Origin of the sequence: Streptomyces coeruleorubidus (assembly GCF_028885415.1) — a bacterium.
Taxonomy (GTDB): domain Bacteria; phylum Actinomycetota; class Actinomycetes; order Streptomycetales; family Streptomycetaceae; genus Streptomyces; species Streptomyces coeruleorubidus_A.
The window spans coordinates 2510400-2534962 of the sequence record NZ_CP118527.1; the positions used below are offsets into that span (position 1 = coordinate 2510400).

Here is a 24563-nt window from a genome sequence, read left to right on the forward strand (position 1 = left end):
CAGGCGGCTCGGCGGGCTCAGGCCGGCCGCACGATCCCCTGCGCCCGTGCGGCCACCAGCCACTTCGGGAACTCGCCCACCAGCCTGTCGTACAGCTCGGCGTCCGGCACCTCCCGCGGATCCTCGCCCGCGTGGAAGAACCCGGCGTTGTCGACGACCCGCTTGCCCGGCACGGGCAGCTCGTCCAGCTTGCGCAGGAAGTCGAACTGCTTGCTGCCCGGGTCGCCGAAGCCGATGAACTGCCAGAACAGCGGCAGTTTCGCCGCCTTGCACAGGTACCGCTCCGCGGCGAGCTTGTTGATGGGCCCGCCGTCGGTCTGGAAGACCACCAGGGCCGGCTCGGTGGCCCCGCTGTCGACGTAGTGGTCGATGACGGCGTCCATCGCCAGGTGGTAGCCGGTCTTCCCCATGTGCCCGAGTCCGGCCACGATCCGCTCGACCTTCCCCTGATGGTCGGCGAGCGCGATGTCGGTGACGGCGTCGACGTCGGTGGAGAAGAACACGACCGGAACCGTGCCGTCGTCATCGAGGTGCGCCGACAGTCCGAGCACCCGGTCGGCGAGCGCCTGCACGCTGCCGTCCTTGTAGTACGGCCTCATCGAGCCGGAGTAGTCGACCACGAGGTAGACCGCGGCCCGCAGGCCGTCCAGGCCGTGCTTCGTGAGGGACACCCCGGCGCTCTTGTAGAGGTTCACCAGCGCGGGAGCGGTCTCCTGGACCTTGCTCAGACTGATCGCGGCCATGCCCCCACCCTCTCACTCCTCGACGACACTTCCGTCGCTCAGTTCCAGCACCCTGTCGGCCAGGCCGAGGAGCTGCGGGTCGTGGGTGGCGACAAGGGCCGTGACGCCCTCGCTGCGGACCACGGCCCGCAGCAGTTCCATCACCGCCAGGCCGGTGGCCGCGTCGAGCTGGCCGGTGGGCTCGTCGGCGAGCAGCAGGGCCGGGCGGTTGGCGAGGGCCCGGGCGATGGCGACCCGCTGCTGCTGCCCGCCGGAGAGCTCGGCGGGCCGCTGCCTCTCGTGGCCGGCGAGGCCCACCAGGGCCAGGAGCAGCGCCACCCGCTCCTCGCGTTCGCGCGGCTCGGCCCGGCGCAGCCGCAGCGGCACGCCCACGTTCTCGGCGGCGGTGAGGATGGGGATGAGCCCGAAGGACTGGAAGACGAAACCGATCCGGTCGCGGCGCAGTTCCAGCAGCTCGCTCCCGCTCAGCGCCGACAGATCGGTGCCGCCCACGACGACACGGCCGCGCTGCGGGGAGTCGAGGCCGCCGATCATGTGGAGCAGCGTCGTCTTGCCGGAGCCCGAGCGGCCTTTGAGGGCGACCAGTTCACCGCGCCGGACGGCGAAGGAGACCCCGCGCAACGCGTGCACGGCCGCGGCACCCGTGCCGTAGGAGTGGTGCAGGTCCCGCACCCGCAGCATCGGCTCGCCGGACGTGTCGTCGGCGAGGGCGGCACCGGACCCCGGGCTGGTGTTCTCGGTCATCACCGCATCCCATACGGAACCGGTCCGGGTGGTCAAGAGCGGAACGACCCGCGTTCGAACGCATGTGCCGGTCAGGTAACTCCGTGATATGCATGCCGAGTTGGGAGAACAGCGGCTCGGCCATCGGGTGGGGGAAGAGTGACCGGCTTACTGCTGCTGCGCCTGCGTGCGCATCGGCTGCTCCTCACGGCCGCCCTGCTCGCCGTCCTGCTGACCACCTCGGTGCTCGCCGCCCTGGCCGCCTTCTCCGGCTCCGTCGGGGACGCGGCGCTGCGCGGCACCCTGGGCGGCCGGGCCGCGGCCTCCGCCTCCCTCGTGATCGAGGCGGACGTGCCCCGGGAGCGGCGGGAGGCGGCGCAGCGGGCCGTGGTGCGCGGGGCGCGGGAGGCGTTCGGCGGGCTGTACCGATCGGCACCGAGCTGCTGCCCGAAGCCATCGACATCCAGCACGGGCAGTGCCTCCCGAACCGCCCGAGAAACGCTGCTCCTCGTCATCGACAGAGCCACCGGCTCGCCGAATGGGGTCGCGGTCGACGACAGCAGCCGCCACGGGACCGTGACCCAGGTGCCCTCGCGGTGGTCACGCAGCCAGACGAGCCGGATGTCGTAGGCGTTGACCGCCTGGATCGGATGCCACCTCCGCGCGGTAGATGGCATCCGACTGGCCGGGCGCCGGAACCAGCTACGCGCTCTGGGGCAGCAGACCGGCGTCGATGACCTCAGCGATAAGGGTGGCGCCGCGGCTGTTCTGGTGGATGTGGTCGGTCGTGAGCACGAGACCTCGCCGCCGCGAGATCGTGTCGAGGCTGCGGCGCAGCACTGCGTGCTGGACGAGGACGCCGACGGCCGCTGCGGGCGTCACCTCCCGGTATGAAATCGGCGGCGGGTCCGCTTGGCGCAGTTCCTCGATCTGGCGTTCGTGGAGCGGAAGGTAGGCCACCTCGTTGGTGGCGGCGACCTCGGCGATCATCCGGCTGTACGCCTGCGATGCCTGTGCCGCTGCTCCGTCGAGTTGTTGGCCGAGTACCGGTAGCGACAGCAGACCGATCGTCGCGTCGGTCTCCGCTCGCAGCCGTGCGACGACGGCTCCCAGGCACTGTTGGAACCAGCCGGCCGACGGGCGATCGGGGAGCTGTTTGCGCTTCATGGCCTGCTCGACGGGGTAGCCGGCAAGGCTCGCTCGGGCGTCGTTGGTCCCGATCAACACGGTGATCACATCGGGTGGGTTCGTGACGACAGCATCGAGGCGCTGCAAGAGGTTGTAGGCGAAGTCGCCGTTGGCGCCGAAACGGGCAAGCTGCACGTCACCGGGAGGGCGGCGTCGTCCGAGAAGATCCAGGTAGTCGACGCTGAACTGCGCGCGGGTGAGGCTGTCGCCGAGGCACGCGATGCGTGTCGTCACGGCGCTTCCTCCGGGCTGGGCGTGCCGACGCGTTCGGTCGGGCGGGTGTCGGTCCGAGGACGGTGGTCGGTGCCGAGGGTCGCAGTGATGGCCAGGATGGACGTCGGCCCCCCCATGTCGACCACGTGCCATACCCCGGCCGGGTTGATGGTGGCCTCGCCCGGCCCGAGCAGAACGCGGTCGGGCACCCCGTCCACGTCGCGGGTGACCGTCACGGACCCGCTGAGGCAAACGACCAGTTCGTCGCCTGCAGGGTGGCTCTCCCAATGGTCGCCGAGCCCGTCGCCGTCGAAGATCATCACCATCCGGCCCTCGGCGCCGTCTGCCGCGACCGCGGCGCTGTAGGCCTGGAGCACCTCCGGGTCCCAGGTGAAGCCCTCGACGGGTTTCGCTCTCGATCCCAGTCCGAGGTGCACGGGGGTGGTCCGCAGGTCCATGGCATTGCGTTCGTGGTTGACGAGTCTCATGCCGACGATCGTCCACGCCAGCGATCGGGCGGTCTTGAAGAAAAGGGAAGAGAAGCCGACGCGACGGGCAGACGGTTGGCGGCTACCCGGCTCCGAGGAGGACTTCGCTGCGACGCCAGGCCGTCGGCGATCGGCCGGTGAACTCGCGCCAGTCCCGAACGAGATGGGCCTGGTCGGCGTAGCCAGAGACGGTTGCCACATCGCCCCACGGGAGCGGGTCCTGCGCCGCCGCCAGTTCGTGCGCATGCTCGAAGCGCAAGACTCGGGCGAAGGTCTTCGGCGACAGGCCCACCTCACCGCGAAACCGCTCGGTGAGGTACCGACGGCTCCAGCCGAGTTCCGCGGCGACCGCACCAACCTGGACGCAACCCCGCGCGGCGACGAGGCGGCGCCACGCCTCGGCTACCTCGGGGCGCACCCAGCGCACATGGTCGCCGCAGGCGCCACGGCCGACAGCTCGGAGGAGCAATTCGTCCAGCGCGGTGAACCGCGCCGCCCATGTTGTCGCCGATCGGAGCCGGTCGACCAGCTCGACGGCAAGCGCTCCGAGAAGCTCGTCAAGTGGGACCAGTCGGTGGGCGAGCTCGGCGGCGGGCATGCCGTAGATGGCCCGGGCCCCGAGCGGTGTCAGCGATACCTGAACACCTTGCTGGCGTCCGTCGTGGTGAATCGCGACGGACCGGCACATCAGACCGCCGGCCACGCTGCCGAATCGGGTGACCGGTGACCCGTCGTCAACGCCCGCCGCCACCTCCAAAGGATCTGACAGGCTGATCACCGCAGTGAGCGCGCGGCTCGGCGGGCCGCAGTGCACCCCTGTCGGGAGCCCGCGGAGGTCGAAGCCGACATACGAGTCGACGTACTGCCGCAAGACGGGCGCCGGACGTGCACCGATCCCGGTGGCCGTGTGGTCCTCCATTTTCGTCAGTGTACGAGCCGCCCAGCCCAGGAAGATCACCATCCAAGGACTGATCACCGCCGTTTGCGGCTGGTGACGATCCTGCTGGCCAATTCAGGTGGGTGTAGCCCTCCTGAAGGGACCTGCCTGAGCTGGGAAGCCGCGGGCCGGGCTGCGTCCTAGACGTCGTGTCAGGCGGTCTTGACGGATCCACCGTCGATCAGCAGGTCCGTGCCGGACATGCTGGCCGCCAGCGGTGAGGCGAGGTAGGCGACGGCCGTAGCGACCTCGGACGGTTCGAGCAGGCGGCCGGTGGTCATGCCCATCGCGGTCGGGATCTGAGTCAGCAGCTGCTCCTGGGTGACTCCCATGGAGCGGGCCAGCTCCGCGCCGTAGCCATCCGGGCTCTCCCACATCGCGGTACGCACCGGGCCCGGCGAGATGGTGTTGATGCGCACGCCTTGCGGTCCGAACTCCTCCGCCAGTGCCTTGCCGAAGGCGGTCAGCGCGGCCTTCGCGGTGGTGTAGGGGACGGGCCCGGCATGCGGCATCCGGGCGCCGTTGGAGGAGATGTTGACCAGCGCCCCGCGACAGCGCCTGCCCGGTCGTCCGGTCGGGGACTGTGGGGCAGGCGCTGCCAGTGTTCCGCACGCCTTTGTACGGGACGTCTCTTGGGCCGCTGTCAGACCATCAGCGCGCGGTCCGTCGGCCGGATCGGCGCCGGCAGCTCGCTGGCGCCCGTGAGGTGACGGTCCACCCCGCGCGCCGCCGAACGGCCCTCGGCGATCGCCCAGACGATGAGCGACTGGCCGCGGCCCGCGTCACCGGCGACGAACACGCCCGGCACGTTGGTCTGGTAGTCGTCGTCGCGGGCGATGTTGCCGCGCTCGTCGAGCTCCAGGCCGAACTGCTCGACCAGGCCGTTCTCCCGGTCGGTGCCGGTGAAGCCCATGGCGAGGGTGACCAGCTGGGCGGGGATCTTGCGCTCCGTGCCCGGCTTCGGGGTCAGCCTGCCGTCGATGAACTCCACCTCGGTGAGGTGCAGCCACTGGACGTTGCCGTCCTCGTCGCCCTCGAAGTGCGTCGTCGACACGGAGTAGACGCGCTCGCCGCCCTCCTCGTGGGCCGAGGTGACCTTGTAGAGCATCGGGAAGGTCGGCCAGGGCTGGTTGACCGGGTGCCGCTCGTCGTTCGGGCGGGGCATGATCTCCAGCTGCGTGACGGAGGCCGCGCCCTGGCGGTGGGCCGTACCGACGCAGTCGGCGCCGGTGTCGCCGCCGCCGATGACCACGACGTGCTTGCCCTCGGCCGAGATGGGGGGCGCCACGTAGTCGCCCTCCTGCACCTTGTTGGCCAGCGGCAGGTACTCCATGGCCTGGTAGATGCCCTTGAGCTCGCGGCCGGGCACCGACAGGTCACGGGCCGTGGTCGCGCCGACGGCCAGGACGACCGCGTCGTAGCGCTTCTTCAGGTCCGTCGCCTTCAGGTCGCGGCCGATCTCGATGCCGGTGCGGAAGCGGGTGCCCTCCGCGCGCATCTGCTCGATACGGCGGTTGATGTGCCGCTTCTCCATCTTGAACTCGGGGATGCCGTACCGGAGGAGGCCTCCGATGCGGTCCGCGCGCTCGTAGACGGCGACCGTGTGGCCGGCCCGGGTCAACTGCTGGGCGGCGGCCAGGCCCGCGGGACCGGAGCCGATGACGGCGACGGTCTTGCCGGACAGGCGCTCCGGGATCTGCGGGGCGACGTCCCCGGTCTCCCACGCCTTGTCGATGATCGAGACCTCGACGTTCTTGATGGTGACCGGCGGCTGGTTGATGCCGAGCACACACGCCGACTCACAGGGAGCGGGGCACAGGCGGCCCGTGAACTCCGGGAAGTTGTTCGTCGCGTGCAGGCGCTCCGAGGCGGCGGCCCAGTCCTCGCGGTAGGCGTAGTCGTTCCACTCGGGGATGAGGTTCCCGAGCGGGCAGCCGTTGTGGCAGAACGGGATGCCGCAGTCCATGCAGCGGCTGGCCTGCTTGCTGATGATCGGCAGCAGGGAGCCGGGGACGTAGACCTCGTTCCAGTCCTTGACGCGCTCCTCGACGGGGCGGGACTTGGCGACCTCGCGCCCGTGGTTCAGGAAGCCCTTCGGGTCAGCCATTGATCGCCGCCTCCATCATCTTCTCGTGGGTCTCGGTCTCGGAGAGACCGGCTCGCTCGGCGGCGTCCTTGGCGGCGAGCACTGCCTTGTACGTGCTGGGGATGATCTTGCTGAAGCGCGCCACGCCGCCCGTGGGGTCGTCCCACTCGGCCAGGAGCTTCTCGGCGACGGTCGAGCCCGTCTCCTCCTGGTGGCGGCGGACCACGTCGTGCAGCCACTGCCTGTCGGTGTCGTCCAGCGCCTCGACGGCGTCCACGTTGCCGACGTTGACGTTGTCGCGGTCCAGGTCGATGACGTACGCGATACCGCCGGACATACCGGCCGCGAAGTTGCGGCCCGTCTCGCCGAGCACCACCGCGTGACCGCCGGTCATGTACTCGCAGCCGTGGTCGCCCACGCCCTCGGAGACGACCGTCGCGCCGGAGTTGCGGACGCAGAACCGCTCGCCGACCTTGCCGCGCAGGAACATCTCGCCGCCGGTCGCGCCGTAGCCGATGGTGTTGCCGGCGATGACGCTGTACTCGGCGAGGTGGTCGGCCGCGCGGTCCGGGCGGACCACGATCCGGCCGCCCGAGAGGCCCTTGCCGACGTAGTCGTTGGCGTCGCCCTCCAGGCGCAGCGTTACACCGCGCGGCACGAACGCGCCGAAGGACTGGCCGGCGGAGCCGGTGAAGGTGATGTCGATGGTGTCGTCGGGCAGGCCCGCGCCACCGAACTTCTTCGTCACCTCGTGGCCGAGCATGGTGCCGACCGTGCGGTTGATGTTGCGGATCTGCACCTGCGCGCGGACCGGCTGGGCCTCGGTGGCGTCCGAGGCGGACAGGGCGTCGGCGGCCAGCTTGATCAGCTGGTTGTCGAGCGCCTTCTCCAGACCGTGGTCCTGGGCGATCAGCTGGTGGCGGACCGCGCCCTCGGGCAGCTCGGGCACGTGGAACAGCGGCTCCAGGTCCAGGCCCTGCGCCTTCCAGTGGTCGACCGCGCGGGTGACGTCGAGGGCCTCGGCGTGGCCGACGGCCTCCTCGATGGAGCGGAAGCCCAGCTCGGCGAGGATCTCGCGGACCTCTTCGGCGATGTACCGGAAGAAGTTCACGACGTACTCGGCCTTGCCGGTGTACCGCTCGCGCAGCACCGGGTTCTGCGTGGCGATGCCGACCGGGCAGGTGTCCAGGTGGCAGACGCGCATCATGACGCAGCCGGAGACGACGAGCGGCGCGGTCGCGAAACCGAACTCCTCGGCGCCGAGCAGCGCGGCGATGACCACGTCACGGCCGGTCTTCAGCTGGCCGTCGGTCTGCACGACGATGCGGTCGCGCAGGCCGTTGAGCAGCAGCGTCTGCTGGGTCTCGGCCAGGCCGAGCTCCCAGGGACCGCCCGCGTGCTTGAGCGAGGTGAGCGGCGAGGCGCCCGTACCGCCGTCGTGGCCGGAGATGAGCACGACGTCCGCGTGGGCCTTGGAGACACCCGCGGCGACCGTGCCGACGCCGACCTCGGAGACCAGCTTGACGTGAATCCGCGCCTGCGGGTTCGCGTTCTTCAGGTCGTGGATCAGCTGGGCCAGGTCCTCGATGGAGTAGATGTCGTGGTGCGGGGGCGGCGAGATGAGGCCGACGCCCGGCGTCGAGTGCCGCGTCTTGGCGACCCACGGGTAGACCTTGTGGCCGGGCAGCTGGCCGCCCTCGCCGGGCTTGGCGCCCTGGGCCATCTTGATCTGGATGTCGTCGGAGTTGACCAGGTACTCGGAGGTCACACCGAAGCGGCCGGAGGCGACCTGCTTGATGGACGACCGGCGGGCCGGGTCGTACAGCCGCTCCGGGTCCTCGCCGCCCTCACCGGTGTTGGACTTGCCGCCCAGCTGGTTCATGGCGATGGCGAGGGTCTCGTGCGCCTCCTGGGAGATGGAGCCGTACGACATGGCGCCCGTCGAGAACCGCTTGACGATCTCGGAGACCGGCTCGACCTCGTCGATCGGGATCGGCTGCCGGTCGGACTTGAAGCCGAAGAGCCCGCGGAGCGTCATCAGCCGCTCGGACTGCTCGTTCACGCGCTCGGTGTACTTCTTGAAGATGTCGTAGCGGCCGGAGCGCGTGGAGTGCTGGAGGCGGAAGACCGTGTCCGGGTCGAACAGGTGCGGCTCGCCCTCGCGGCGCCACTGGTACTCGCCGCCTATGTCCAGCGCGCGGTGCGCCGGGGCGATGCCGGAGGCCGGGTAGGCCTTGGCGTGCCGGGCGGCGACCTCCTTGGCGATGACGTCGATGCCGACGCCGCCGATCTTGGTGGCCGTGCCGTTGAAGTACTTCCCGACGAAGGCCTCGTCGAGACCGACGGCCTCGAAGACCTGGGCGCCGCGGTAGGAGGCGACGGTCGAGATGCCCATCTTGGACATGACCTTCAGCACGCCCTTGCCGAGGGCGTAGATGAGGTTGCGGATGGCCTTCTCGGGCTCGATGCCCGGCAGGAAGGTGCCGGCGCGGACCAGGTCCTCGACGGACTCCATCGCCAGGTACGGGTTGACCGCGGCGGCTCCGTAGCCGATGAGCAGGGCGACGTGGTGGACCTCGCGGACGTCACCGGCCTCGACCAGCAGGCCCACCTGGGTGCGCTGCTTGGTGCGGATGAGGTGGTGGTGGACGGCCGCGGTGAGCAGCAGCGACGGGATCGGCGCGTGCTCGGCGTCCGAATGGCGGTCCGACAGGACGATCAGCCGGGCGCCGTTGTCTATCGCGGCGTCGGCCTCGGCGCAGATCTCGTCGATCCGCGCGGCCAGCGCGTCACCACCGCCGTGCACCCGGTACAGGCCGGACAGCGTCGCGGCCTTGAAGCCGGGCATGTCGCCGTCGGCGTTGATGTGGATGAGCTTGGCCAGCTCGTCGTTGTCGATGACCGGGAAGGGCAGCACGACGCTGCGGCAGGAGGCCGCGCTCGGGTCGAGCAGGTTGCCCTGCGGGCCCAGCGAGGAGCGCAGCGAGGTGACGAGCTCCTCGCGGATGGCATCCAGCGGCGGGTTGGTGACCTGCGCGAACAGCTGGGTGAAGTAGTCGAAGAGCAGCCGCGGGCGGTCCGACAGCGCGGCGATCGGCGAGTCGGTGCCCATCGAGCCGATCGGCTCGGCACCGGCCTTGGCCATCGGCGCGAGGAGGACGCGCAGTTCCTCCTCGGTGTAGCCGAAGGTCTGCTGGCGGCGGGTGACCGAGGCGTGCGTGTGCACGATGTGCTCGCGCTCGGGCAGGTCGGACAGCTCGATCTCGCCGGCCTCCAGCCACTCCGCGTAGGGCTGTTCGGCGGCGAGCTGGGCCTTGATCTCGTCGTCCTCGATGATGCGGTGCTCGGCGGTGTCGACGAGGAACATGCGGCCGGGCTGCAGGCGGCCCTTGCGGACGACCTTGGCGGGGTCGATGTCCAGGACGCCGACCTCGGAGCCGAGGACGACGAGGCCGTCGTCGGTGACCCAGTAGCGGCCGGGGCGCAGGCCGTTGCGGTCGAGCACGGCGCCGACCTGGGTGCCGTCGGTGAAGGTGACACAGGCCGGGCCGTCCCAGGGCTCCATCAGGTTGGAGTGGAACTGGTAGAAGGCGCGCCGGGTCGGGTCCATGGAGTCGTGGTTCTCCCACGCCTCCGGGATCATCATCAGCACGGAGTGCGGCAGCGAACGGCCGCCCAGGTGCAGGAGTTCGAGGACCTCGTCGAAGGAGGCGGAGTCGGAGGCGTCCGGCGTGCAGACCGGGAAGACCCGCTCGATGGCCTTGTCGTCGGAGCCGAACAGGTCGGAGACCAGCTGCGACTCGCGGGCGACCATCCAGTTGCGGTTGCCCTTGACGGTGTTGATCTCGCCGTTGTGCGCGACGAAGCGGTACGGGTGGGCCAGCGGCCACGACGGGAACGTGTTCGTCGAGAACCGGGAGTGCACGAGCGCGATCGCGGAGGCGAAGCGGCGGTCGGACAGGTCCGGGAAGAAGGGCTCCAGCTGGCCGGTGGTCAGCATGCCCTTGTAGACGATGGTCCGCGCGGACAGCGACGGGAAGTACACGCCGGCCTCGCGCTCGGCGCGCTTGCGCAGCACGAAGGCCTTGCGGTCGAGGGCGATGCCCGTCGCGGGCACTGCGGCGCCGTCGCTGACGAAGATCTGACGGAAGACCGGCATGGTCGACCGGGCGGTGGCACCCAGCAGCTGGGGAGCGACCGGCACCTCGCGCCAGCCGAGCACGGTCAGGCCCTCGTCGGCCGCGATCGTCTCGATCTGCGAGACGGCCTCGGCGGCGGAGTCCTCCGGCAGGAAGGCGGTGCCGACGGCGTAGGCACCGGCCTCGGGCAGTGCGAATCCGGCCACGTCACGGAAGAAGGCGTCCGGAACCTGCGACAGGATGCCGGCGCCGTCGCCGGAGTCGGGTTCGGAGCCGGTGGCACCGCGGTGTTCGAGATTGCGCAGGACGGTCAGAGCCTGTTCGACCAGGGTGTGGGACGCCTCGCCGGTAAGGGTGGCGACGAAGCCGACGCCGCAGGCGTCGTGCTCGTTGCGGGGGTCGTACATACCCTGCGCAGCAGGGCGAGCATCCATGAACGACCAGTTCTGGCCATTCGCGGAGTGCTGGGACGGCTGGCGCGGCGTACGCATCGGCTCTCCCGTCGTCGTCATGTGGCATGTGCAAGTGCCGAGGGACGACGTTGGCCCTCGCGTGATCGCAAAATTTCGTGCAGGTTACATGATGGAGCGGTTCTCGGGAACCGGGATATTCCGTTCCAACATGCGGACACCGGCGGTTCGCGGCAGGGGTACCGCACCGACGGTGGAAGCTATGGGGGGCCAATACGGAACGACCGGGTGAGATCGATGCCCGTCGGGCCCGAAGGCGGGACGGGCGGCTTCGCCCACCCCGCTGATCGCGCCCACGGGCCTCATTGCCCGCAGCGCTTACGGCTCATGCCCCGTGGTTGCGCATTCGAAACCAGCAAGTAACGGCTACTTATGCGGCCCAACGCATAAGTCCGAGTCGAACTATCCTACGGCCGTTCCGAACAACGTGCCCAGGGCGTACGTCACACCCGCCGCCGCGCCGCCCAGGAACAGCTGCCGCAGCCCGCTGTACCACCAGGTGCGCGCCGTCACCTTGGCCACTACCGCACCGCACAGGAAGAGGCCGAGCAGGGCCAGCAGCACGGCCGGCCACAGGCTGCTGGCACCCAGCAGATACGGCAGTACGGGGATCAGCGCGCCCAGCGCGAAGGAGCCGAAGCTCGACACCGCGGCCACGGTGGGCGAGGGCAGATCGCCGGGATCGATGCCCAGCTCCTCCCGGGCGTGGATCTCCAGCGCCTGCTCCGGGTCCTTCGACAGCTGCCGGGCGACCTCACTGGCCAGCCGCGGCTCGACCCCTCTCGCCCGGTAGAGGGCGGCGAGCTCGGCCTCCTCGCACTGCGGGTGCTTGCGCAGCTCGCGCCGCTCCACGTCCAGCTCGGCCTCGACGAGCTCGCGCTGCGAGGCGACGGAGGTGTACTCGCCGGCGGCCATGGAGAAGGCGCCGGCGGCCAGGCCCGCGAGTCCGCTGAGGACGACGGTGTGCTGGCTGACCGAGCCGCCCGCGACACCGGTCATCAGGGCCAGGTTGGAGACGAGGCCGTCCATCGCACCGAACACCGCGGGACGCAGCCAGCCGCCGTTCACGTCCCGGTGGGTGTGGTTGTCCCGGTGCGCCTCGTGCAGCGCCGCCTCGGTCTCGATGATGGCCATGAAAAATCCCCGTTTCCCTTGCTGAACAAGCTTCTTTGGACAGGTTCCAGATTTTTACAACACACAAAGTACGCCGTGGATTCCGGCGCCGCCAGCAAGGAAAGGCTGGGCTAACCTGCGGGTTTACCCTTCAGTGCTCACTTGATGGCGATCTTGCACAGATGTCGACCGGGTGATGCTGTGGTACCCGAGGCTGGGGGCGGTCGCCGGAGTGGGACACATCCCGTATGGCATCGATCGCCTGCATCCCCTCCGTCCCGGCGCCCGGGGACGCCACCGAACTGCGCGCGCGGGCACGCGGCGCACTGCTGGGCCTGGCCGTCGGTGACGCGCTCGGGGCCCCGGCCGAGAACATGAAGCCCTCCGAGATCCGCGCGCGGTGGGGCCGCATCACCGGCTACGTCGCCGAGCACCCCGCTGGCACGGACGACACCGAGTACGCGATCTTCTCGGGCCTCCTCCTGGCCCGGCACGGCTCGGCACTCACCCCCGCGCATGTGGAAGCGGCCTGGCACGAATGGATCGCCGACCGCGACGAGGGCCCCTTCCGGGGCGCCGGCTTCAGCGAACGCGGCACGCTGGAGAACCTCCGCCGGGGCCTGGCGGCCCCCATCTCCGCCCAGCACCGGCACGCCTGGAGCGACGGTCTGGCCATGCGCGCGGCCCCCTTCGGGGTGTTCGCGCCCGGCCGCCCGGCGGAGGCGGCCCGGCTGGTGGCGATCGACGGCTCGGTGAGCCATGACGGCGAGGGCATCTACGGCGGCCAGGCGGTGGCGGCGGGCGTGGCCGCGGCGATGGCGGGCGCCCAGCCGATCGCGGTCGTGGCCGCCGCCCTCGCGGTCGTGCCCGACGACTCCTGGACGGCCCGCTGCCTGCGCCGCGCGGTGACGGTGGCCCACCGTGGCGAACGCGCGGTCCGCTCCGCGGTCGTCATCGGCGGCTACCCCTGGACCGACCTGGCCCCCGAGGCGGTCGCCCTCGCCTTCGGCGCGTACGCGGCGGCCGACGGCGACTTCAAGCAGTCCGTCCTGACGGCGGTGAACATGGGCCGCGACGCGGACACGACGGCGGCGGTCGCGGGCGCCCTGGCGGGCGCGACCCGGGGAGTCTCGGCGATCCCGAAGGCCTGGACGACCCCCATCGGCCCGGTCCGCGGCCGGTGCCTGCCGGCGATGGCGGGTTACCACGTCCTGGACGTGGCGGACCTGCTGACACCGGCGGTACGCGACGAAGTGCCGGTGCCAACGGACTTCGCCATGGCGGGTGACGGAACGGAGGCCCCCGCATGACGACGCACGATCCGGCGGCAGCGGCCGGCGCTGCGGCCCCGGAGGGACCACCCGCCGCCGCCGACGGCGAAGTCGCCCCACGGGAGACCAGGACCCCTCGGGTGACAGTCACGGGCGGTGCGCGGGTGGGAGACAAAAAGGCCGAAGGCCTCCTGCTCGGACTCGCCGCAGGGGACGCGGCAGGCTGGCCGGCGGCCCGCCACAGAGCCGCCCGCATGCCCGGCTGGACCCGCCGCCTCACCCGCGAACTGGACACCTTCGCCGAGCACAACGCCACGACCACCCTCCCCGTCCCCATCGCCCTGAACCAACCCCCGGAACCCCTCCGCCTGGGCCCCTCCGACGACGCCGAATGGGCGGCCTTCGCCGCGGAAGCCCTCCTCCGGGCCGGCGACGACACCGCCTTCAACGACCTCAGCCGAGAACGCCGCACCCGAGCCGCGATCGACCTGACCTGGAACGCCATCGCCAGCGAGGTGGCGGCGGCAGCGGACCGCGCTCCGGAGATCGAGTCCGCCGCCCTCCCCCTGCGCGCCCGCATCTCCGTCCGCGCCGGCCTCGGCAACCTCGCCACCGGCCTGCGCCCGCCCGCCACCGGCCACGACAACCCCCACTACTTCGACGACGCGGCCTGCGTACGCGCCTGCGTCCTGGCCGTGGCCCACCCGGGGGACCCCCGGCGCGCCGCCGACCTCGCCGAGTTCGACGCCCGCTACACCCAGGACGGCGACGGCGTACACGGCGCCCGCGCGATGGCGGCGGCGCTCGCCCTCGCCCTGGCCGGCGCGGACGTCGACGCCTGCGTCACGGCGGCCCTCGCCGAACTCCCCGAGGAGACGGAGATCGGCCGCAACGCCCGGCACGCCCTGCACCTCGCCACCGGCGCGGACAGCGCCTTCGCCCTGGTCCCGCCCCTGGAACACCAGATCGTCGACCACGTCTACAGCTACGGCATCGCCGCCGCCGAAACGGTCCCGGTCGCACTCGCCCTGGCCACGGCGGCCCGCGGCCGCATCGCGGAGGCGATCCCCGCCGCGGCCTGCCTGTCCCGCGTCGCGGACTCCGCCCCGGCCCTGGCGGGCGCCCTCACCGGCGCGCTGGGCGGCGGCGCCTCGATCCCGGCCACGTGGCGGGAGACCTGCCGCACCCTCTCCGGCTGCGTCCTCCCCCGCCTCACCGGCACGGACCTCGTGGAACTCGCCGAACTCCTGGAAGCCGCACAACCGGCCCGCCCCGGTGGATGATGCGGCCATGCAGCCCAAACCACACCAAAACACCTCACTGCACGAGCGGATCACCGGAGCCCTGGTCGGAGCCGCCGTCGGCGACGCCCTCGGCGGCCCCGTCGAGGGCTACTCGCCCGAGCAGATCCTGGAACGCCACGGCGGCCGCGTCCACGGCATCGTCGGCCCCTGGCACGGTGAGGCCTGGCGCACCGCCCGCCCCCTCGCCCCGTACCACAAGGGCGACGGCCACGTCACCGACGACACCTTGATGACCCACGCCCTGGTCCGGGTCTACGCCCGGGTCCGCGACCACCTCGACGCCTACGCGATCGCCGACCACCTCGTCCCCGACCTGATGACCGAACCGCGCTGGATCCCGGAACTGGAGACCGAGGCACTCCCCCTGCACCGCGTCTTCCTGGCGGAGAAATGGCTGGTGACGAGGATCCACTACGGCCATGCCGACCCGCGCGAGGCCGGCACCGGCAACATCGTCAACTGCGGTGCGGCGATGTACATGTCCCCGGTCGGCCTGGTCAACGCCGCCAACCCGCGGGCGGCCTACGCCGAGGCCCTCGACATCGCCGGCGCGCACCAGTCGTCGTACGGCCGTGAGGCGGCGGGCGTCCTGGCCGCGGCGGTCGCGGCGGCGTGCACCCCGGGAGCCACCCCCGACTCGGTCGTCTCGGCCTGCCTCTCCCTGGCGAAGGACGGCACCCGCACCGCCATCGAGCGGGTCTGCGAAGAGGCCTCCCGTCACCCGGACTTCGAGTCGGCCCTGGGTCCCCTGCGCGCGGCGGTCGCCCCCTACGACACGGTCGGCCCCGACTACCGCGCCCCCTCCCTCGGCGCCCGCCGCCCCTCCCGCCTCCACGCGATCGAGGAACTCCCCGTGGCCCTGGGCATGTTGCTCGTGGCCCAGGGCGACTACCGCCACGCGGTCCTCGGCGCCGTCAACTACGGCCGCGACTGCGACTCCATCGCCACGATGGCCGGCGCCCTGGCCGGCGCCCTCGGCTCACCGATCCCCCAGGACTGGGCCAAGACGGTCGCGGAGGCCAGTCGCCTGGACCTCTGGGAACCGGCCACGGCCCTCACGGCCGTGACCCGCGAGGTCTTCACCCGAGACGCCTCCCGCCGCCGCACCCACGAACACGCCTTCGCATCCCTCGGAGGCCCGGAATGCTCCGCCTGACCTGGGTCCAGCCGGAGGACCTGATCGGCCACGAACTCCGCCAGGCGACCCAGGACGGCCGCGAACCAAAACCAATCGCGGCCCGCTGGCGCTCGGCAGGCGGCCCGGAGGCCCCCGCCACGGCAGGCGCGTCCCCCACCCCGACGTCCCGCTACCTCCGCCAACTGGCAGAAGACCTCCTGGACGAACTGGCCGACCTCCCGAGCGCCTTGGCCGACGACGAGCCAACGGACCTGGAGAGAATCAAGTCGGCCTGCCCAAACTGGCCGCTGCCTGCGGGCGGCCGTAGCCGACCCAGCTGCGGGCAGTCGTGCCGCTGGGGCGGCACGGGTGGGCGCAGCGGCACCCCGCCAGCGCGGGCGAGCGCCCCAACCCAGACCCCAGCCACACCCGACCAGCACCTCGAATCCGCCTGGCTAGGCCGAGCCGTCGGCTGCCTCCTGGGCAAACCAGTAGAAAAACTGCCCCTCGAAGCCATCCGCCTCCTGGCCAAATCCACCGGCAACTGGCCCCTCACCACCTACTTCACAGCCCGAGGCGTCCCCGAAGACCTCCTCCAGAAACACCCCTGGAACCGCCGCTCCGCACAAACCTCCCTCGCCGAGAACATCGACGGCATGCCCGAGGACGACGACCTCAACTACCCCCTCCTCAACCTCCTCGTCCTCCAACGCCACGGCAAGTCCTTCACCACCACGGACGTGGCCCGCACCTGGCTGGACGAACTCCCCGCCGGCCGCACCTTCACCGCCGAACGCATCGCCTACCGCAACCTCCTCACCGGCCTGGAACCCCCGCACACCGCCCGCCACCGCAACCCGTTCCGCGAATGGATCGGCGCCCTGATCCGCGCCGACGTCCACGGCTGGACCAACCCCGGCGACCCGGCCGCCGCCGCGGAACAGGCCCACCGCGACGCCACCCTCACCCACACCGCCAACGGCGTCTACGCGGCGATGTTCACGGCGGCCACCATCGCGACCGCGGCGACAGGCGAGCACGACGTCCACGCCTGCCTGCGCACCGGCCTCACCGTCGTCCCGCCCCGCTCCCGCCTCGCCAGAGCCGTCCACCACGCCATCCAACTCGCCCGGGAACACGACGACTTCGACAAGGTCGTCGACGAACTGCACGCCACCCACGCCCCCACCCACCACTGGGTGCACGCCGTCCCCAACACCGCCCTCGTCGCCGCCGCCCTCACCCACGCGAACGGCGACTTCTCCGGCTCGATCTGCCGCGCCGTGAGCGGCGGCTGCGACACCGACTCCAACGGCGCGACCGCCGGCAGCATCGCCGGCCTGCTGGCCGCAGACCCCGCGGCCCTGCCCGACCACTGGACGGCCCCCCTGAAGAACCGCCTGTCCACCTCCATCGGCGACTTCAACGGCATCGGCTTCGACACCCTCGCCCACCTCACACACCGGGAGACCCACCGCTCATGACCGCGCCCCTCAGCGGCCTCCGCGTCCTGGACCTCGCCACCCTCTTCGCCGGCCCGCTCGCCGCCACCCTGCTCGGCGACTTCGGCGCGGAGGTCGTCAAGGTCGAGCACCCGGCGAAACCGGACCCGTCCCGCGGCCACGGCCCGTCGAAGGACGGCGTGGGCCTGTGGTGGAAGATGCTCGGCCGCAACAAACGCACCATCACCCTCGACCTGTCGAAGCCCGGCGGCCGCACCACCCTCCTGCGCCTCGCCGCCGGCGCCGACGTGATCATCGAGAACTTCCGCCCCGGCACCCTGGAGAAGTGGGACCTGGGCTGGCCGGAGCTGTCGGCCGCCAACCCCCGCCTGGTCCTGGCCCGCGTCACCGGCTTCGGCCAGTTCGGCCCCTACGCCCACCGCCCCGGCTTCGGCACCCTCGCCGAGGCGATGAGCGGCTTCGCCGCGATCACCGGCGAACCGGACGCGCCCCCGACGCTGCCGCCGTTCGGCCTGGCCGACTCCATCGCGGGCCTGACGACGGCGTACGCGGTGCTGACGGCGCTCGCCGCCCGCGACCGCACCGGCGAGGGCCAGGTCGTCGACATGGCCCTGATCGAACCGATCCTGGCCGCGCTCGGCCCCCAGCCCCTCTGGTACGACCAGCTCGGCCACGTCCAGCCCCGCACCGGCAACCGCTCCCCCAACAACGCCCCGCGCGGCGTCTACCGCACCGCGGACGGCACCTGGGTCGCCGTCTCGACGTCGGCCCAGTCGGTCGCGGAACGCGTGATGCGCCTGGTGGGCCGCCCGGAACTGATCGACGAGCCGTGGTTCGCCACGGGCGCCGACCGCGCCCGCCACGCCGACGTCCTGGACGAGGCGGTCGGCTCCTGGATCGCCGCACGCACCCGCACGGACGTCCTGGCGGCCTTCGAGAAGGCCGAGGCGGCCGTGGCCCCGGTCCAGGACGTCCGGGACGTGATGGCGGACCCGCAGTACCAGGCCCTGGACACCATCACCACCGTCGACGACCCGGAGCTGGGCCCCCTGCGCATGCAGAACGTCCTCTTCCGGCTCTCCGCCACGCCCGGCGCGATCCGCTGGGCCGGCCGCCCCCACGGCGCCGACACCGACGAGGTCCTCACCGAACTGGGCCTCACCCCGGCCGACCTCACGGCGCTGCGCGCGGAGGGCGCCCTGTGACGGCGTTCCCGCTCACCTGGCTCTACGTCCCGGGCGACCGCCCCCACGTGGTGGCCAAGGCCCTCACCTCCGGCGCCGACATCGTCGTCGTCGACCTGGAGGACGCGGTCGCGCCCGACCGGAAGGCGTACGCCCGTGCCGCCACCGCCGAGCTGCTGGCCGAGCTGCCGCAGGTCCCGGTCCACGTCCGCGTCAACGCCCTGGACAGCCCCTGGGCCGGGCAGGACCTCGCCACCGTGGCCCCGGCTCCCGGCCTCTGCGCCCTGCGACTCCCCAAGATCACCTCACCCGACGAGGTCGTCCGGATCGCCCAGCACGCCGTCCCCACCGGGCTGCCCCTGTACGCCCTCCTGGAGACGGCCCTCGGCGTGGAGCAGGCGTACGCCGTCGCCACGGCCCACCCGTCCCTGCGGGGCATCGCGCTCGGGGAGGCGGACCTACGGGCCGACCTGGGCGCACGTGACGACGCGGGGCTCGACTGGTCCCGCTCCCGGGTGATCATGGCCGCCCGGGCGGCGGGCCTGCCCCCGCCGGCGCAGTCGGTCCACCCGGACGTCCGCGACCTGGAGGGACTGGCCGCCTCCTGCGCCCACGGCCGCGCCCTGGGCTTCCTGGGCCGGGCCGCGATCCACCCCCGCCAGCTCCCGGTCATCGAGCGGGCCTTCCTCCCCACCGCGGAGGAGATCGAGCAAGCGGAGACGATCGTCAAGGCAGCGGCTGCGGAACCGGGCGCCCAGGCCCTCCCGGACGGCCGCTTCATCGACACGGCGGTGGTGACGGCGGCCCAGCGCACCCTGTCCCTGGCACGCCGCCGCTGACACCGTCCACCCGGAAAACGCCGAGGGCGCCCGGCTCGCTGACATATGCGGCTACCGCCGCGGGGCGGGCGCCCTCGGTCACGTACGGCAGACGGTCAGGTCTTCTTCGCCGACCCGGCCTCGTCATCGGCCTCGCTCCTGGCCTCGTCCTTGCCGGACTCCACCTCGTCCTCGGCCGCGGCGTCCCCGCCGGTCTTCTCATCGGCGGAGGCCTCCGCGCCCGGCTCCACCACGTCTTCCCGGCCCGGCCGCTTCTTCGCCGACACCACGAGGTACGTGACCGCGAGCAGGAACACGAGCATCGCGGTCCACACGTTCAGCCGGAGGCCCAGGATGTGGTGGGCGTCGTCGACCCGCATGTACTCGATCCACGCCCGGCCCGTGCAGTACGCGGCGACGTACAGCGCGAACGCCCGGCCGTGCCCGAGCCGGAAGCGGCGGTCCGCCCAGATGACCAGGACCGCGACGCCGATGCACCACAGCGACTCGTACAGGAAGGTCGGGTGGTACGTGCCCGGCACGCGCCCGTCCGCGGAGGACGTGATCTCCAGGGCCCACGGCAGGTCGGTGGGCTTGCCGTACAGCTCCTGGTTGAACCAGTTGCCCCAGCGGCCGATCGCCTGCGCGAGGGCGATGCCCGGCGCGACGGCGTCGGCGTACGCCGGCATCGGGATGCCCCGGCGCCGGCAGCCGATCCACGCACCCAGCGCGCCCAGCGCGATCGCGCCCCAGATGCCGAGGCCGCCCTCCCAGATCTTGAAGGCGTCCACCCAGTCACGGCCCTCGCTGAAGTACAGCTCGTAGTCCGTGATCACGTGGTAGAGCCGGCCGCCGACGAGGCCGAAGGGCACGGCCCAGACAGCGATGTCGGCCACCGTGCCGGTCCGCCCGCCCCGGGCGATCCAGCGCTTGTTGCCGAGCCAGACGGCAACGAAGACGCCGATGATGATGCAGAACGCGTAGCCGCGCAGCGGAATGGGGCCGAGGTACAGCACCCCGCGTGACGGGCTGGGAATGAAGGCAAGTTCCATGGCAAGGTCGACGCTACCGTGCCGGACCGGAGCCGGGGCAGGCAGCCCGGCTACGGGTCCATAACAGGCGCGTGAGAAAAGCCCTTACCCCTTGTTCTGCTCCTGCACCATCTGCTTCAGCTTCGCCGGGGTCATCGTCCGGTCCTGGTAGATGTTCTTGCCGTCGAACAGCACGGTCGGGGTGCCCGAGAAGCCGCCCTTGTCGAAGGCCTGGTGGGACTTGGCGACCCAGCTGTTGTGCGTGCCGTCCTCGACGCACTTGCGGAAGGCGGGGGTGTCCAGGCCGTCGACCTTGCCGGCCAGCTCGATCAGCCTGTCGTTCCTGGCGTAGGCGTCGTCGACCTCCGCGGGCTGGTTGTCGAAGAGCACGTCGTGGTACGCGGGGAACTTCCCGGCGTCCTGGGCGCAGGCCGCGGCGTTGGCCGCGTTGCGGGAGCCGCTGCCGCGCATGTTGCCGTCGATGAGGGTGACCAGGTGGTACTCCACCTTCAACTGGCCCGCGTCCGTCAGCTCGTGGATCACCGGCCGGTACGCCGTCTCGAAGGACTTGCAGGCCGGGCAGCGGAAGTCCTCCCACACCGTGAGCGTGGACTTGGCGCTGTCCTTGCCGACCGGGATCGCGAGGCCGTCCTTGCCCTGTGCTCCCGAGGGGGCCACGACCGGGCCCGAGGCCTCGCTGTCGTCGTCCTTGCCGGCGTTGGCCGCGACGACGCCGATCACCGCCGCGAGTCCCAGGACGGCGACGACGGCCCCGCCCATGATCAGCGCGCGCCGGCGCTTCTCAGCGGACTTCTGCTTCTCGCGCTCGGCCGCCAGCTTCTGACGGGCGGTGCGCCTTCCCTCACGGTTCTTCTCACTCACACCCCGGAAACGAACCGGGGAGGCGCACCGCGCCTCCCCGGCCTCAGGTCCACCCGTACGAGGGACCCATATGACTACACGGCTTCTTACGCCTGTCCGCGCACGCCCTTCGCCAGGCCGGCCGCCAGGGTGCGGACGGCCTCGACACCGGCCGCGTCGTCCGGAGCGTCCAGCATGGCCTTGACGAAGGCGGAGCCGACGATCACGCCGTCGGCGAACCCGGCGACCTCGGCGGCCTGGGTGGCGTTGGAGACGCCGAGCCCGACACAGACCGGCAGGTCCGTGCCGGTGGCCCGGGTACGTGCCACGAGGTCCTCGGCCTGCGAGCTGACCGACTCACGGGTGCCGGTGACGCCCATGAGGGAGGCGGCGTAGACGAAGCCGCTGCCCGCCGCGGTGATCTGCGCGAGCCGCTGGTCCTTGCTGCTGGGCGCGACGACGAAGACGGTGGCGAGACCGTGCTTCTCGGCGTGCTCCCGCCACAGTGCCGACTCCTGCACGGGCAGGTCGGGCAGGATGCACCCGGCGCCGCCCGCCTCGGCGAGCTCGGCGGTGAACCGCTCGACGCCGTAGCGGTCGATGGGGTTCCAGTACGTCATGACGAGGACCGGCTTGCCTGTCGCCGCGTGGGCCTCGCGGACCGTGCGCATCACGTCGGCGATCTTCACGCCGCCGCGCAGGGCGATGTCGTCGGCGGTCTGGATGACGGGCCCGTCGAGGACGGGGTCACTGTGCGGCAGACCGACCTCGACGACGTCGGCGCCGCCGTCCAGAACGGCCTTGATCGCCTCGATGCCGCCGTCCACGGTCGGGAACCCGGCCGGGAGGTAGGCGATGAGGGCCGAGCGCCCTTCGGACTTGGCCGTGGCGAGGGTGTCGCTCAACAGCTGGATGTTGCCGCTCACTTGGCGTCCCCCTCGATCTCGGCGGTGTCGGTGTCCGCGTCGGCGGCGACCTCTGCGTCGGTGTCGTAGAGGCCGAAGTAGCGGGCGGCGGTGTCCATGTCCTTGTCGCCGCGGCCGGACAGGTTGACGACGATCAGCCCGTCCTTGCCCAGCTCCCTGCCGACCTCCAGGGCGCCGGCCAGCGCGTGGGCGCTCTCGATGGCCGGGATGATGCCCTCGGTGCGGGACAGCAGGCGCAGGGCCTGCATGGCCGCGTCGTCCGTGACCGCGCGGTACTCGCCGCGGCCGGTGTCCTTGAGGTAGGAGTGCTCGGGGCCGATGCCCGGGTAGTCCAGACCGGCCGAGATCGAGTACGGCTCGGTGATCTGGCCCTCGTCGTCCTGGAGGACGTAACTGCGGGAGCCGTGCAGGATGCCGGGCTCGCCGGCGGTCAGGGTCGCCGCGTGCTCGCCGGTGTCGACGCCGTGGCCGGCCGGCTCGCAGCCGATGAGGCGGACGGACTCGTCCGGGATGAAGGCGTGGAAGAGGCCGATGGCGTTGGAGCCGCCGCCGACGCAGGCGACGGCGGCGTCGGGGAGCCGGCCCGCGCGCTCCAGGAGCTGGCGGCGGGTCTCCACGCCGATGACCCGGTGGAAGTCGCGGACCATGGCCGGGAAGGGGTGGGGGCCGGCGACCGTGCCGAAGAGGTAGTGCGTGTGGTCGACGTTGGCGACCCAGTCGCGGAACGCCTCGTTGATGGCGTCCTTCAGCGTGCGGCTGCCGGACTTCACGGCGATGACCTCGGCGCCGAGCATGCGCATCCGGGCGACGTTGAGGGCCTGGCGCCGGGTGTCGATCTCGCCCATGTAGATCGTGCAGTCGAGGCCGAAGAGCGCGCAGGCCGTGGCCGTGGCGACGCCGTGCTGGCCGGCGCCCGTCTCGGCGATGACGCGGGTCTTGCCCATGCGCTTGGTGAGCAGGGCCTGGCCGAGGACGTTGTTGATCTTGTGGGAGCCGGTGTGGTTCAGGTCCTCGCGCTTGAGGAAGACGCGAGCGCCTCCGGCATGCTCGGCGAAGCGGGGCACCTCCGTGAGCGCCGACGGGCGGCCGGTGTAGTTGACCAGGAGGTCGTCGAGTTCCTTGGCGAACTCGGGGTCGTGCTTGGCCTTGTCGTACTCGACGGCCACCTCGTCGACCGCGGCGACGAGGGCCTCCGGGATGAACTTGCCGCCGAATGTCCCGAAGTAGCCTTCGGGGTTGGGAGTTTGGCCCTCGGGGTCGGGGATGAAGAACTGGCTGGGCATGCGGAAACCTTCACGGTGAGAGTGTGTAATGCACTGGTCGCCGTGGGGGCGGAGCTTTGGTTGATGGCCGCGGGCCGTCAGTGGCTGGTCGCGCCCGCGCGGCGGTAGCCGCGCATTGAAGAGAGCCCCGCGCCCCCGAAGGTAGGCCATCGCATGCCGTTGACCTGGCCCGGCTCGTCACCGATGACGTAGCGGACCCGGCGGCCGTGGACGCGGCGCGCGGGCGCACGGCAGCCGCGGGGGCGGCAGCCGCGCGCGAGGCGGGCGTACCGGTCCACGGTCGTCATGGTGGGAGTCATCGGGGCAAGCCTAGCGGGTGATCAGCCCCGGCCGTGCCGGAGTGCGGGATGTTCGCCCGCCGCCACCAGGTCGGAGACCGCCGTCTTGGGGTCCTTGCCGGTGACGAGGGATTCGCCCACCAGGACCGCGTCGGCGCCGGCGTTGGCGTAGGCGATGAGGTCGTGCGGGCCGCGGACGCCGGACTCGGCGATCTTGATGATGTGGTGGGGGATCTCCGGTGCCACGCGCTCGAACGTGCCGCGGTCGACCTCGAGGGTCTTGAGGTTGCGCGCGTTGACGCCGATCACGCGGGCGCCGGCGTCGACCGCGCGCTCGACCTCGTCCTCGTCGTGCACCTCGACGAGCGGGGTGAGCCCGATGGACTCGGCGCGCTCGATGAGGGACTCCAGGGCGGGCTGGTCGAGAGCGGCGACGATCAGCAGGACGACGTCGGCGCCGTAGGCGCGGGCCTCCCACAGCTGGTACGACGTGACGATGAAGTCCTTGCGCAGGACCGGGATGTCCACGCGGGCGCGGACCGCTTCGAGGTCGGCGAGCGAGCCGCCGAAGCGGCGCTGTTCGGTGAGGACGGAGATGACGGCCGCGCCGCCCGCCTCGTAGTCCGCGGCGAGTCCGGCCGGGTCGGCGATCGCGGCCAGCGCGCCCTTGGACGGGCTGGAGCGCTTGACCTCGCAGATGACCTTGACGCCGTCGCCGCGCAGTGCGGCGGCGCCGTCCTTGGCAGCGGGAGCCTTCGCCGCGCGCTCCTTGAGCTCGTCGAGGCTGACGCGCGCCTGCCGCTCCGCGAGGTCGGCACGGACTCCGTCGATGATCTCGTCGAGCACACTCACGCGAGCGGCCCCCTTCCAGACTCTTGACAGTTCCATCGACCAGTCGAAAACCGATGGTCACTGCGATGGTATCCG

Annotated in this window: 21 protein-coding genes and 1 pseudogene; 7 read left to right on the top strand and 15 right to left on the bottom strand. The window is 71.6% G+C overall.

The genetic code is table 11. The features are described from left to right. Positions 1 to 17 precede the first annotated feature (17 nt). Together PV963_RS11745 and PV963_RS11750 are read right to left on the bottom strand one after the other, a co-directional pair. Complete coding sequence (locus PV963_RS11745) at positions 18 to 743, bottom strand: vWA domain-containing protein (protein ID WP_274815588.1); 726 nt, start codon at positions 741 to 743, stop codon at positions 18 to 20. Between the two features lie 12 nt (positions 744 to 755). Then, positions 756 to 1487 (bottom strand): ABC transporter ATP-binding protein, encoded by a 732-nt coding sequence (locus tag PV963_RS11750; RefSeq protein ID WP_274815589.1) that lies wholly within the window; start codon positions 1485 to 1487, stop codon positions 756 to 758. Between the two features lie 138 nt (positions 1488 to 1625). Between PV963_RS11750 and PV963_RS11755 the strand changes: the two are divergent. Beyond that, positions 1626 to 1889, top strand: a pseudogene (locus PV963_RS11755) (hypothetical protein); the annotation flags it as partial. A 279-nt stretch (positions 1890 to 2168) separates the two neighbouring features. Here the strand turns inward: PV963_RS11755 and PV963_RS11760 are convergent. The 7 genes from PV963_RS11760 to PV963_RS11790 all read right to left on the bottom strand — a co-directional run bounded on the left by PV963_RS11760 (position 2169) and on the right by PV963_RS11790 (position 12121). Beyond that, positions 2169 to 2888 (bottom strand): SGNH/GDSL hydrolase family protein, encoded by a 720-nt coding sequence (locus tag PV963_RS11760; RefSeq protein WP_274815590.1) that lies wholly within the window; start codon positions 2886 to 2888, stop codon positions 2169 to 2171. Then, a complete protein-coding gene (locus PV963_RS11765; protein ID WP_274815591.1) occupies positions 2885 to 3355 on the bottom strand; it encodes a cupin domain-containing protein in 471 nt (156 codons plus the stop codon). The genes PV963_RS11760 and PV963_RS11765 overlap by 4 nt, the downstream gene beginning before the upstream one ends. A gap of 82 nt (positions 3356 to 3437) precedes the next feature. Beyond that, positions 3438 to 4274 carry a helix-turn-helix domain-containing protein gene (locus PV963_RS11770; protein WP_274815592.1) on the bottom strand — a complete coding sequence of 279 codons (837 nt, stop codon included), beginning with the start codon at positions 4272 to 4274 and terminating at the stop codon, positions 3438 to 3440. Between the two features lie 170 nt (positions 4275 to 4444). Next, complete coding sequence (locus PV963_RS43600; RefSeq protein WP_342456435.1) at positions 4445 to 5047, bottom strand: SDR family NAD(P)-dependent oxidoreductase; 603 nt, start codon at positions 5045 to 5047, stop codon at positions 4445 to 4447. Continuing rightward, complete coding sequence (locus PV963_RS11780) at positions 4936 to 6399, bottom strand: glutamate synthase subunit beta (RefSeq protein ID WP_274815593.1); 1464 nt, start codon at positions 6397 to 6399, stop codon at positions 4936 to 4938. The genes PV963_RS43600 and PV963_RS11780 overlap by 112 nt, the downstream gene beginning before the upstream one ends. Then, a complete protein-coding gene (gene gltB / locus PV963_RS11785) occupies positions 6392 to 11008 on the bottom strand; it encodes a glutamate synthase large subunit (protein ID WP_274822003.1) in 4617 nt (1538 codons plus the stop codon). Before gltB ends, PV963_RS11780 begins: the two co-directional genes overlap by 8 nt. Positions 11009 to 11389: 381 nt before the next feature. Further along, on the bottom strand, positions 11390 to 12121 hold the full coding sequence (locus PV963_RS11790) for a VIT1/CCC1 transporter family protein (protein ID WP_274815594.1): 732 nt from the start codon (positions 12119 to 12121) through the stop codon (positions 11390 to 11392). A gap of 227 nt (positions 12122 to 12348) precedes the next feature. Between PV963_RS11790 and PV963_RS11795 the strand changes: the two genes are divergently transcribed. From PV963_RS11795 to PV963_RS11820, 6 genes are read left to right on the top strand one after another with little or no spacing between them, the layout of a single operon-like run. Beyond that, positions 12349 to 13410 carry an ADP-ribosylglycohydrolase family protein gene (locus tag PV963_RS11795; protein WP_274815595.1) on the top strand — a complete coding sequence of 354 codons (1062 nt, stop codon included), beginning with the start codon at positions 12349 to 12351 and terminating at the stop codon, positions 13408 to 13410. Beyond that, the gene (locus PV963_RS11800; RefSeq protein ID WP_274815596.1) at positions 13407 to 14654 is read left to right on the top strand and encodes an ADP-ribosylglycohydrolase family protein; all 1248 of its coding nucleotides are present in this window, start codon (positions 13407 to 13409) and stop codon (positions 14652 to 14654) included. The genes PV963_RS11795 and PV963_RS11800 overlap by 4 nt, the downstream gene beginning before the upstream one ends. Positions 14655 to 14661: 7 nt before the next feature. Further along, complete coding sequence (locus PV963_RS11805) at positions 14662 to 15831, top strand: ADP-ribosylglycohydrolase family protein (protein WP_274815597.1); 1170 nt, start codon at positions 14662 to 14664, stop codon at positions 15829 to 15831. Then, positions 15819 to 17276, top strand: a complete 1458-nt coding sequence (locus tag PV963_RS11810) for an ADP-ribosylglycohydrolase family protein (protein ID WP_274815598.1) — start codon at positions 15819 to 15821, stop codon at positions 17274 to 17276. The genes PV963_RS11805 and PV963_RS11810 overlap by 13 nt, the downstream gene beginning before the upstream one ends. Next, positions 17273 to 18460 (top strand): CaiB/BaiF CoA transferase family protein, encoded by a 1188-nt coding sequence (locus PV963_RS11815; RefSeq protein ID WP_274815599.1) that lies wholly within the window; start codon positions 17273 to 17275, stop codon positions 18458 to 18460. Before PV963_RS11810 ends, PV963_RS11815 begins: the two co-directional genes overlap by 4 nt. Continuing rightward, on the top strand, positions 18457 to 19278 hold the full coding sequence (locus tag PV963_RS11820) for an HpcH/HpaI aldolase/citrate lyase family protein (RefSeq protein ID WP_274815600.1): 822 nt from the start codon (positions 18457 to 18459) through the stop codon (positions 19276 to 19278). Before PV963_RS11815 ends, PV963_RS11820 begins: the two co-directional genes overlap by 4 nt. Before the next feature lie 95 nt (positions 19279 to 19373). On the opposite strand, the gene lgt is transcribed toward PV963_RS11820, so the two are convergent. The 6 genes from lgt to trpC all read right to left on the bottom strand — a co-directional run bounded on the left by lgt (position 19374) and on the right by trpC (position 24488). Then, positions 19374 to 20309: a prolipoprotein diacylglyceryl transferase gene (gene lgt, locus PV963_RS11825; protein WP_274815601.1), complete on the bottom strand. Its 936-nt coding sequence runs from the start codon at positions 20307 to 20309 to the stop codon at positions 19374 to 19376. An 84-nt stretch (positions 20310 to 20393) separates the two neighbouring features. Continuing rightward, entirely contained in the window at positions 20394 to 21170 is a 777-nt protein-coding gene (locus PV963_RS11830; RefSeq protein WP_274815602.1) for a DsbA family protein, read from the bottom strand. Positions 21171 to 21256: 86 nt separating this feature from the next. After that, positions 21257 to 22075, bottom strand: coding sequence for a tryptophan synthase subunit alpha (gene trpA / locus PV963_RS11835; RefSeq protein ID WP_274815603.1), 819 nt, complete (start codon positions 22073 to 22075; stop codon positions 21257 to 21259). Next, positions 22072 to 23358, bottom strand: coding sequence for a tryptophan synthase subunit beta (trpB, locus tag PV963_RS11840; protein ID WP_274815604.1), 1287 nt, complete (start codon positions 23356 to 23358; stop codon positions 22072 to 22074). Before trpB ends, trpA begins: the two co-directional genes overlap by 4 nt. Before the next feature lie 77 nt (positions 23359 to 23435). Then, a complete protein-coding gene (gene trpM / locus PV963_RS11845) occupies positions 23436 to 23657 on the bottom strand; it encodes a tryptophan biosynthesis modulator TrpM (protein ID WP_274815605.1) in 222 nt (73 codons plus the stop codon). 21 nt (positions 23658 to 23678) lie between these two features. Beyond that, positions 23679 to 24488: an indole-3-glycerol phosphate synthase TrpC gene (trpC, locus tag PV963_RS11850; RefSeq protein WP_274815606.1), complete on the bottom strand. Its 810-nt coding sequence runs from the start codon at positions 24486 to 24488 to the stop codon at positions 23679 to 23681. Between the last annotated feature and the right edge of the window lie 75 nt (positions 24489 to 24563).

Excerpts from the sequence above, each read along its gene's own strand:
- PV963_RS11745 (WP_274815588.1), bottom strand. The coding sequence starts at position 743 with ATGGCCGCGATCAGTCTGAGCAAGGTCCAGGAGACCGCTCCCGCGCTG.
- PV963_RS11750 (WP_274815589.1), bottom strand. The coding sequence starts at position 1,487 with ATGACCGAGAACACCAGCCCGGGGTCCGGTGCCGCCCTCGCCGACGAC.
- PV963_RS11765 (WP_274815591.1), bottom strand. The coding sequence starts at position 3,355 with ATGAGACTCGTCAACCACGAACGCAATGCCATGGACCTGCGGACCACC.
- PV963_RS11770 (WP_274815592.1), bottom strand. The coding sequence starts at position 4,274 with ATGGAGGACCACACGGCCACCGGGATCGGTGCACGTCCGGCGCCCGTC.
- PV963_RS11780 (WP_274815593.1), bottom strand. The coding sequence starts at position 6,399 with ATGGCTGACCCGAAGGGCTTCCTGAACCACGGGCGCGAGGTCGCCAAG.
- gltB (WP_274822003.1), bottom strand. The coding sequence starts at position 11,008 with ATGCGTACGCCGCGCCAGCCGTCCCAGCACTCCGCGAATGGCCAGAAC.
- PV963_RS11790 (WP_274815594.1), bottom strand. The coding sequence starts at position 12,121 with ATGGCCATCATCGAGACCGAGGCGGCGCTGCACGAGGCGCACCGGGAC.
- PV963_RS11795 (WP_274815595.1), top strand. The coding sequence starts at position 12,349 with ATGGCATCGATCGCCTGCATCCCCTCCGTCCCGGCGCCCGGGGACGCC.
- PV963_RS11800 (WP_274815596.1), top strand. The coding sequence starts at position 13,407 with ATGACGACGCACGATCCGGCGGCAGCGGCCGGCGCTGCGGCCCCGGAG.
- PV963_RS11805 (WP_274815597.1), top strand. The coding sequence starts at position 14,662 with ATGCAGCCCAAACCACACCAAAACACCTCACTGCACGAGCGGATCACC.
- PV963_RS11810 (WP_274815598.1), top strand. The coding sequence starts at position 15,819 with ATGCTCCGCCTGACCTGGGTCCAGCCGGAGGACCTGATCGGCCACGAA.
- PV963_RS11815 (WP_274815599.1), top strand. The coding sequence starts at position 17,273 with ATGACCGCGCCCCTCAGCGGCCTCCGCGTCCTGGACCTCGCCACCCTC.
- lgt (WP_274815601.1), bottom strand. The coding sequence starts at position 20,309 with ATGGAACTTGCCTTCATTCCCAGCCCGTCACGCGGGGTGCTGTACCTC.
- trpB (WP_274815604.1), bottom strand. The coding sequence starts at position 23,358 with ATGCCCAGCCAGTTCTTCATCCCCGACCCCGAGGGCCAAACTCCCAAC.
- trpM (WP_274815605.1), bottom strand. The coding sequence starts at position 23,657 with ATGACTCCCACCATGACGACCGTGGACCGGTACGCCCGCCTCGCGCGC.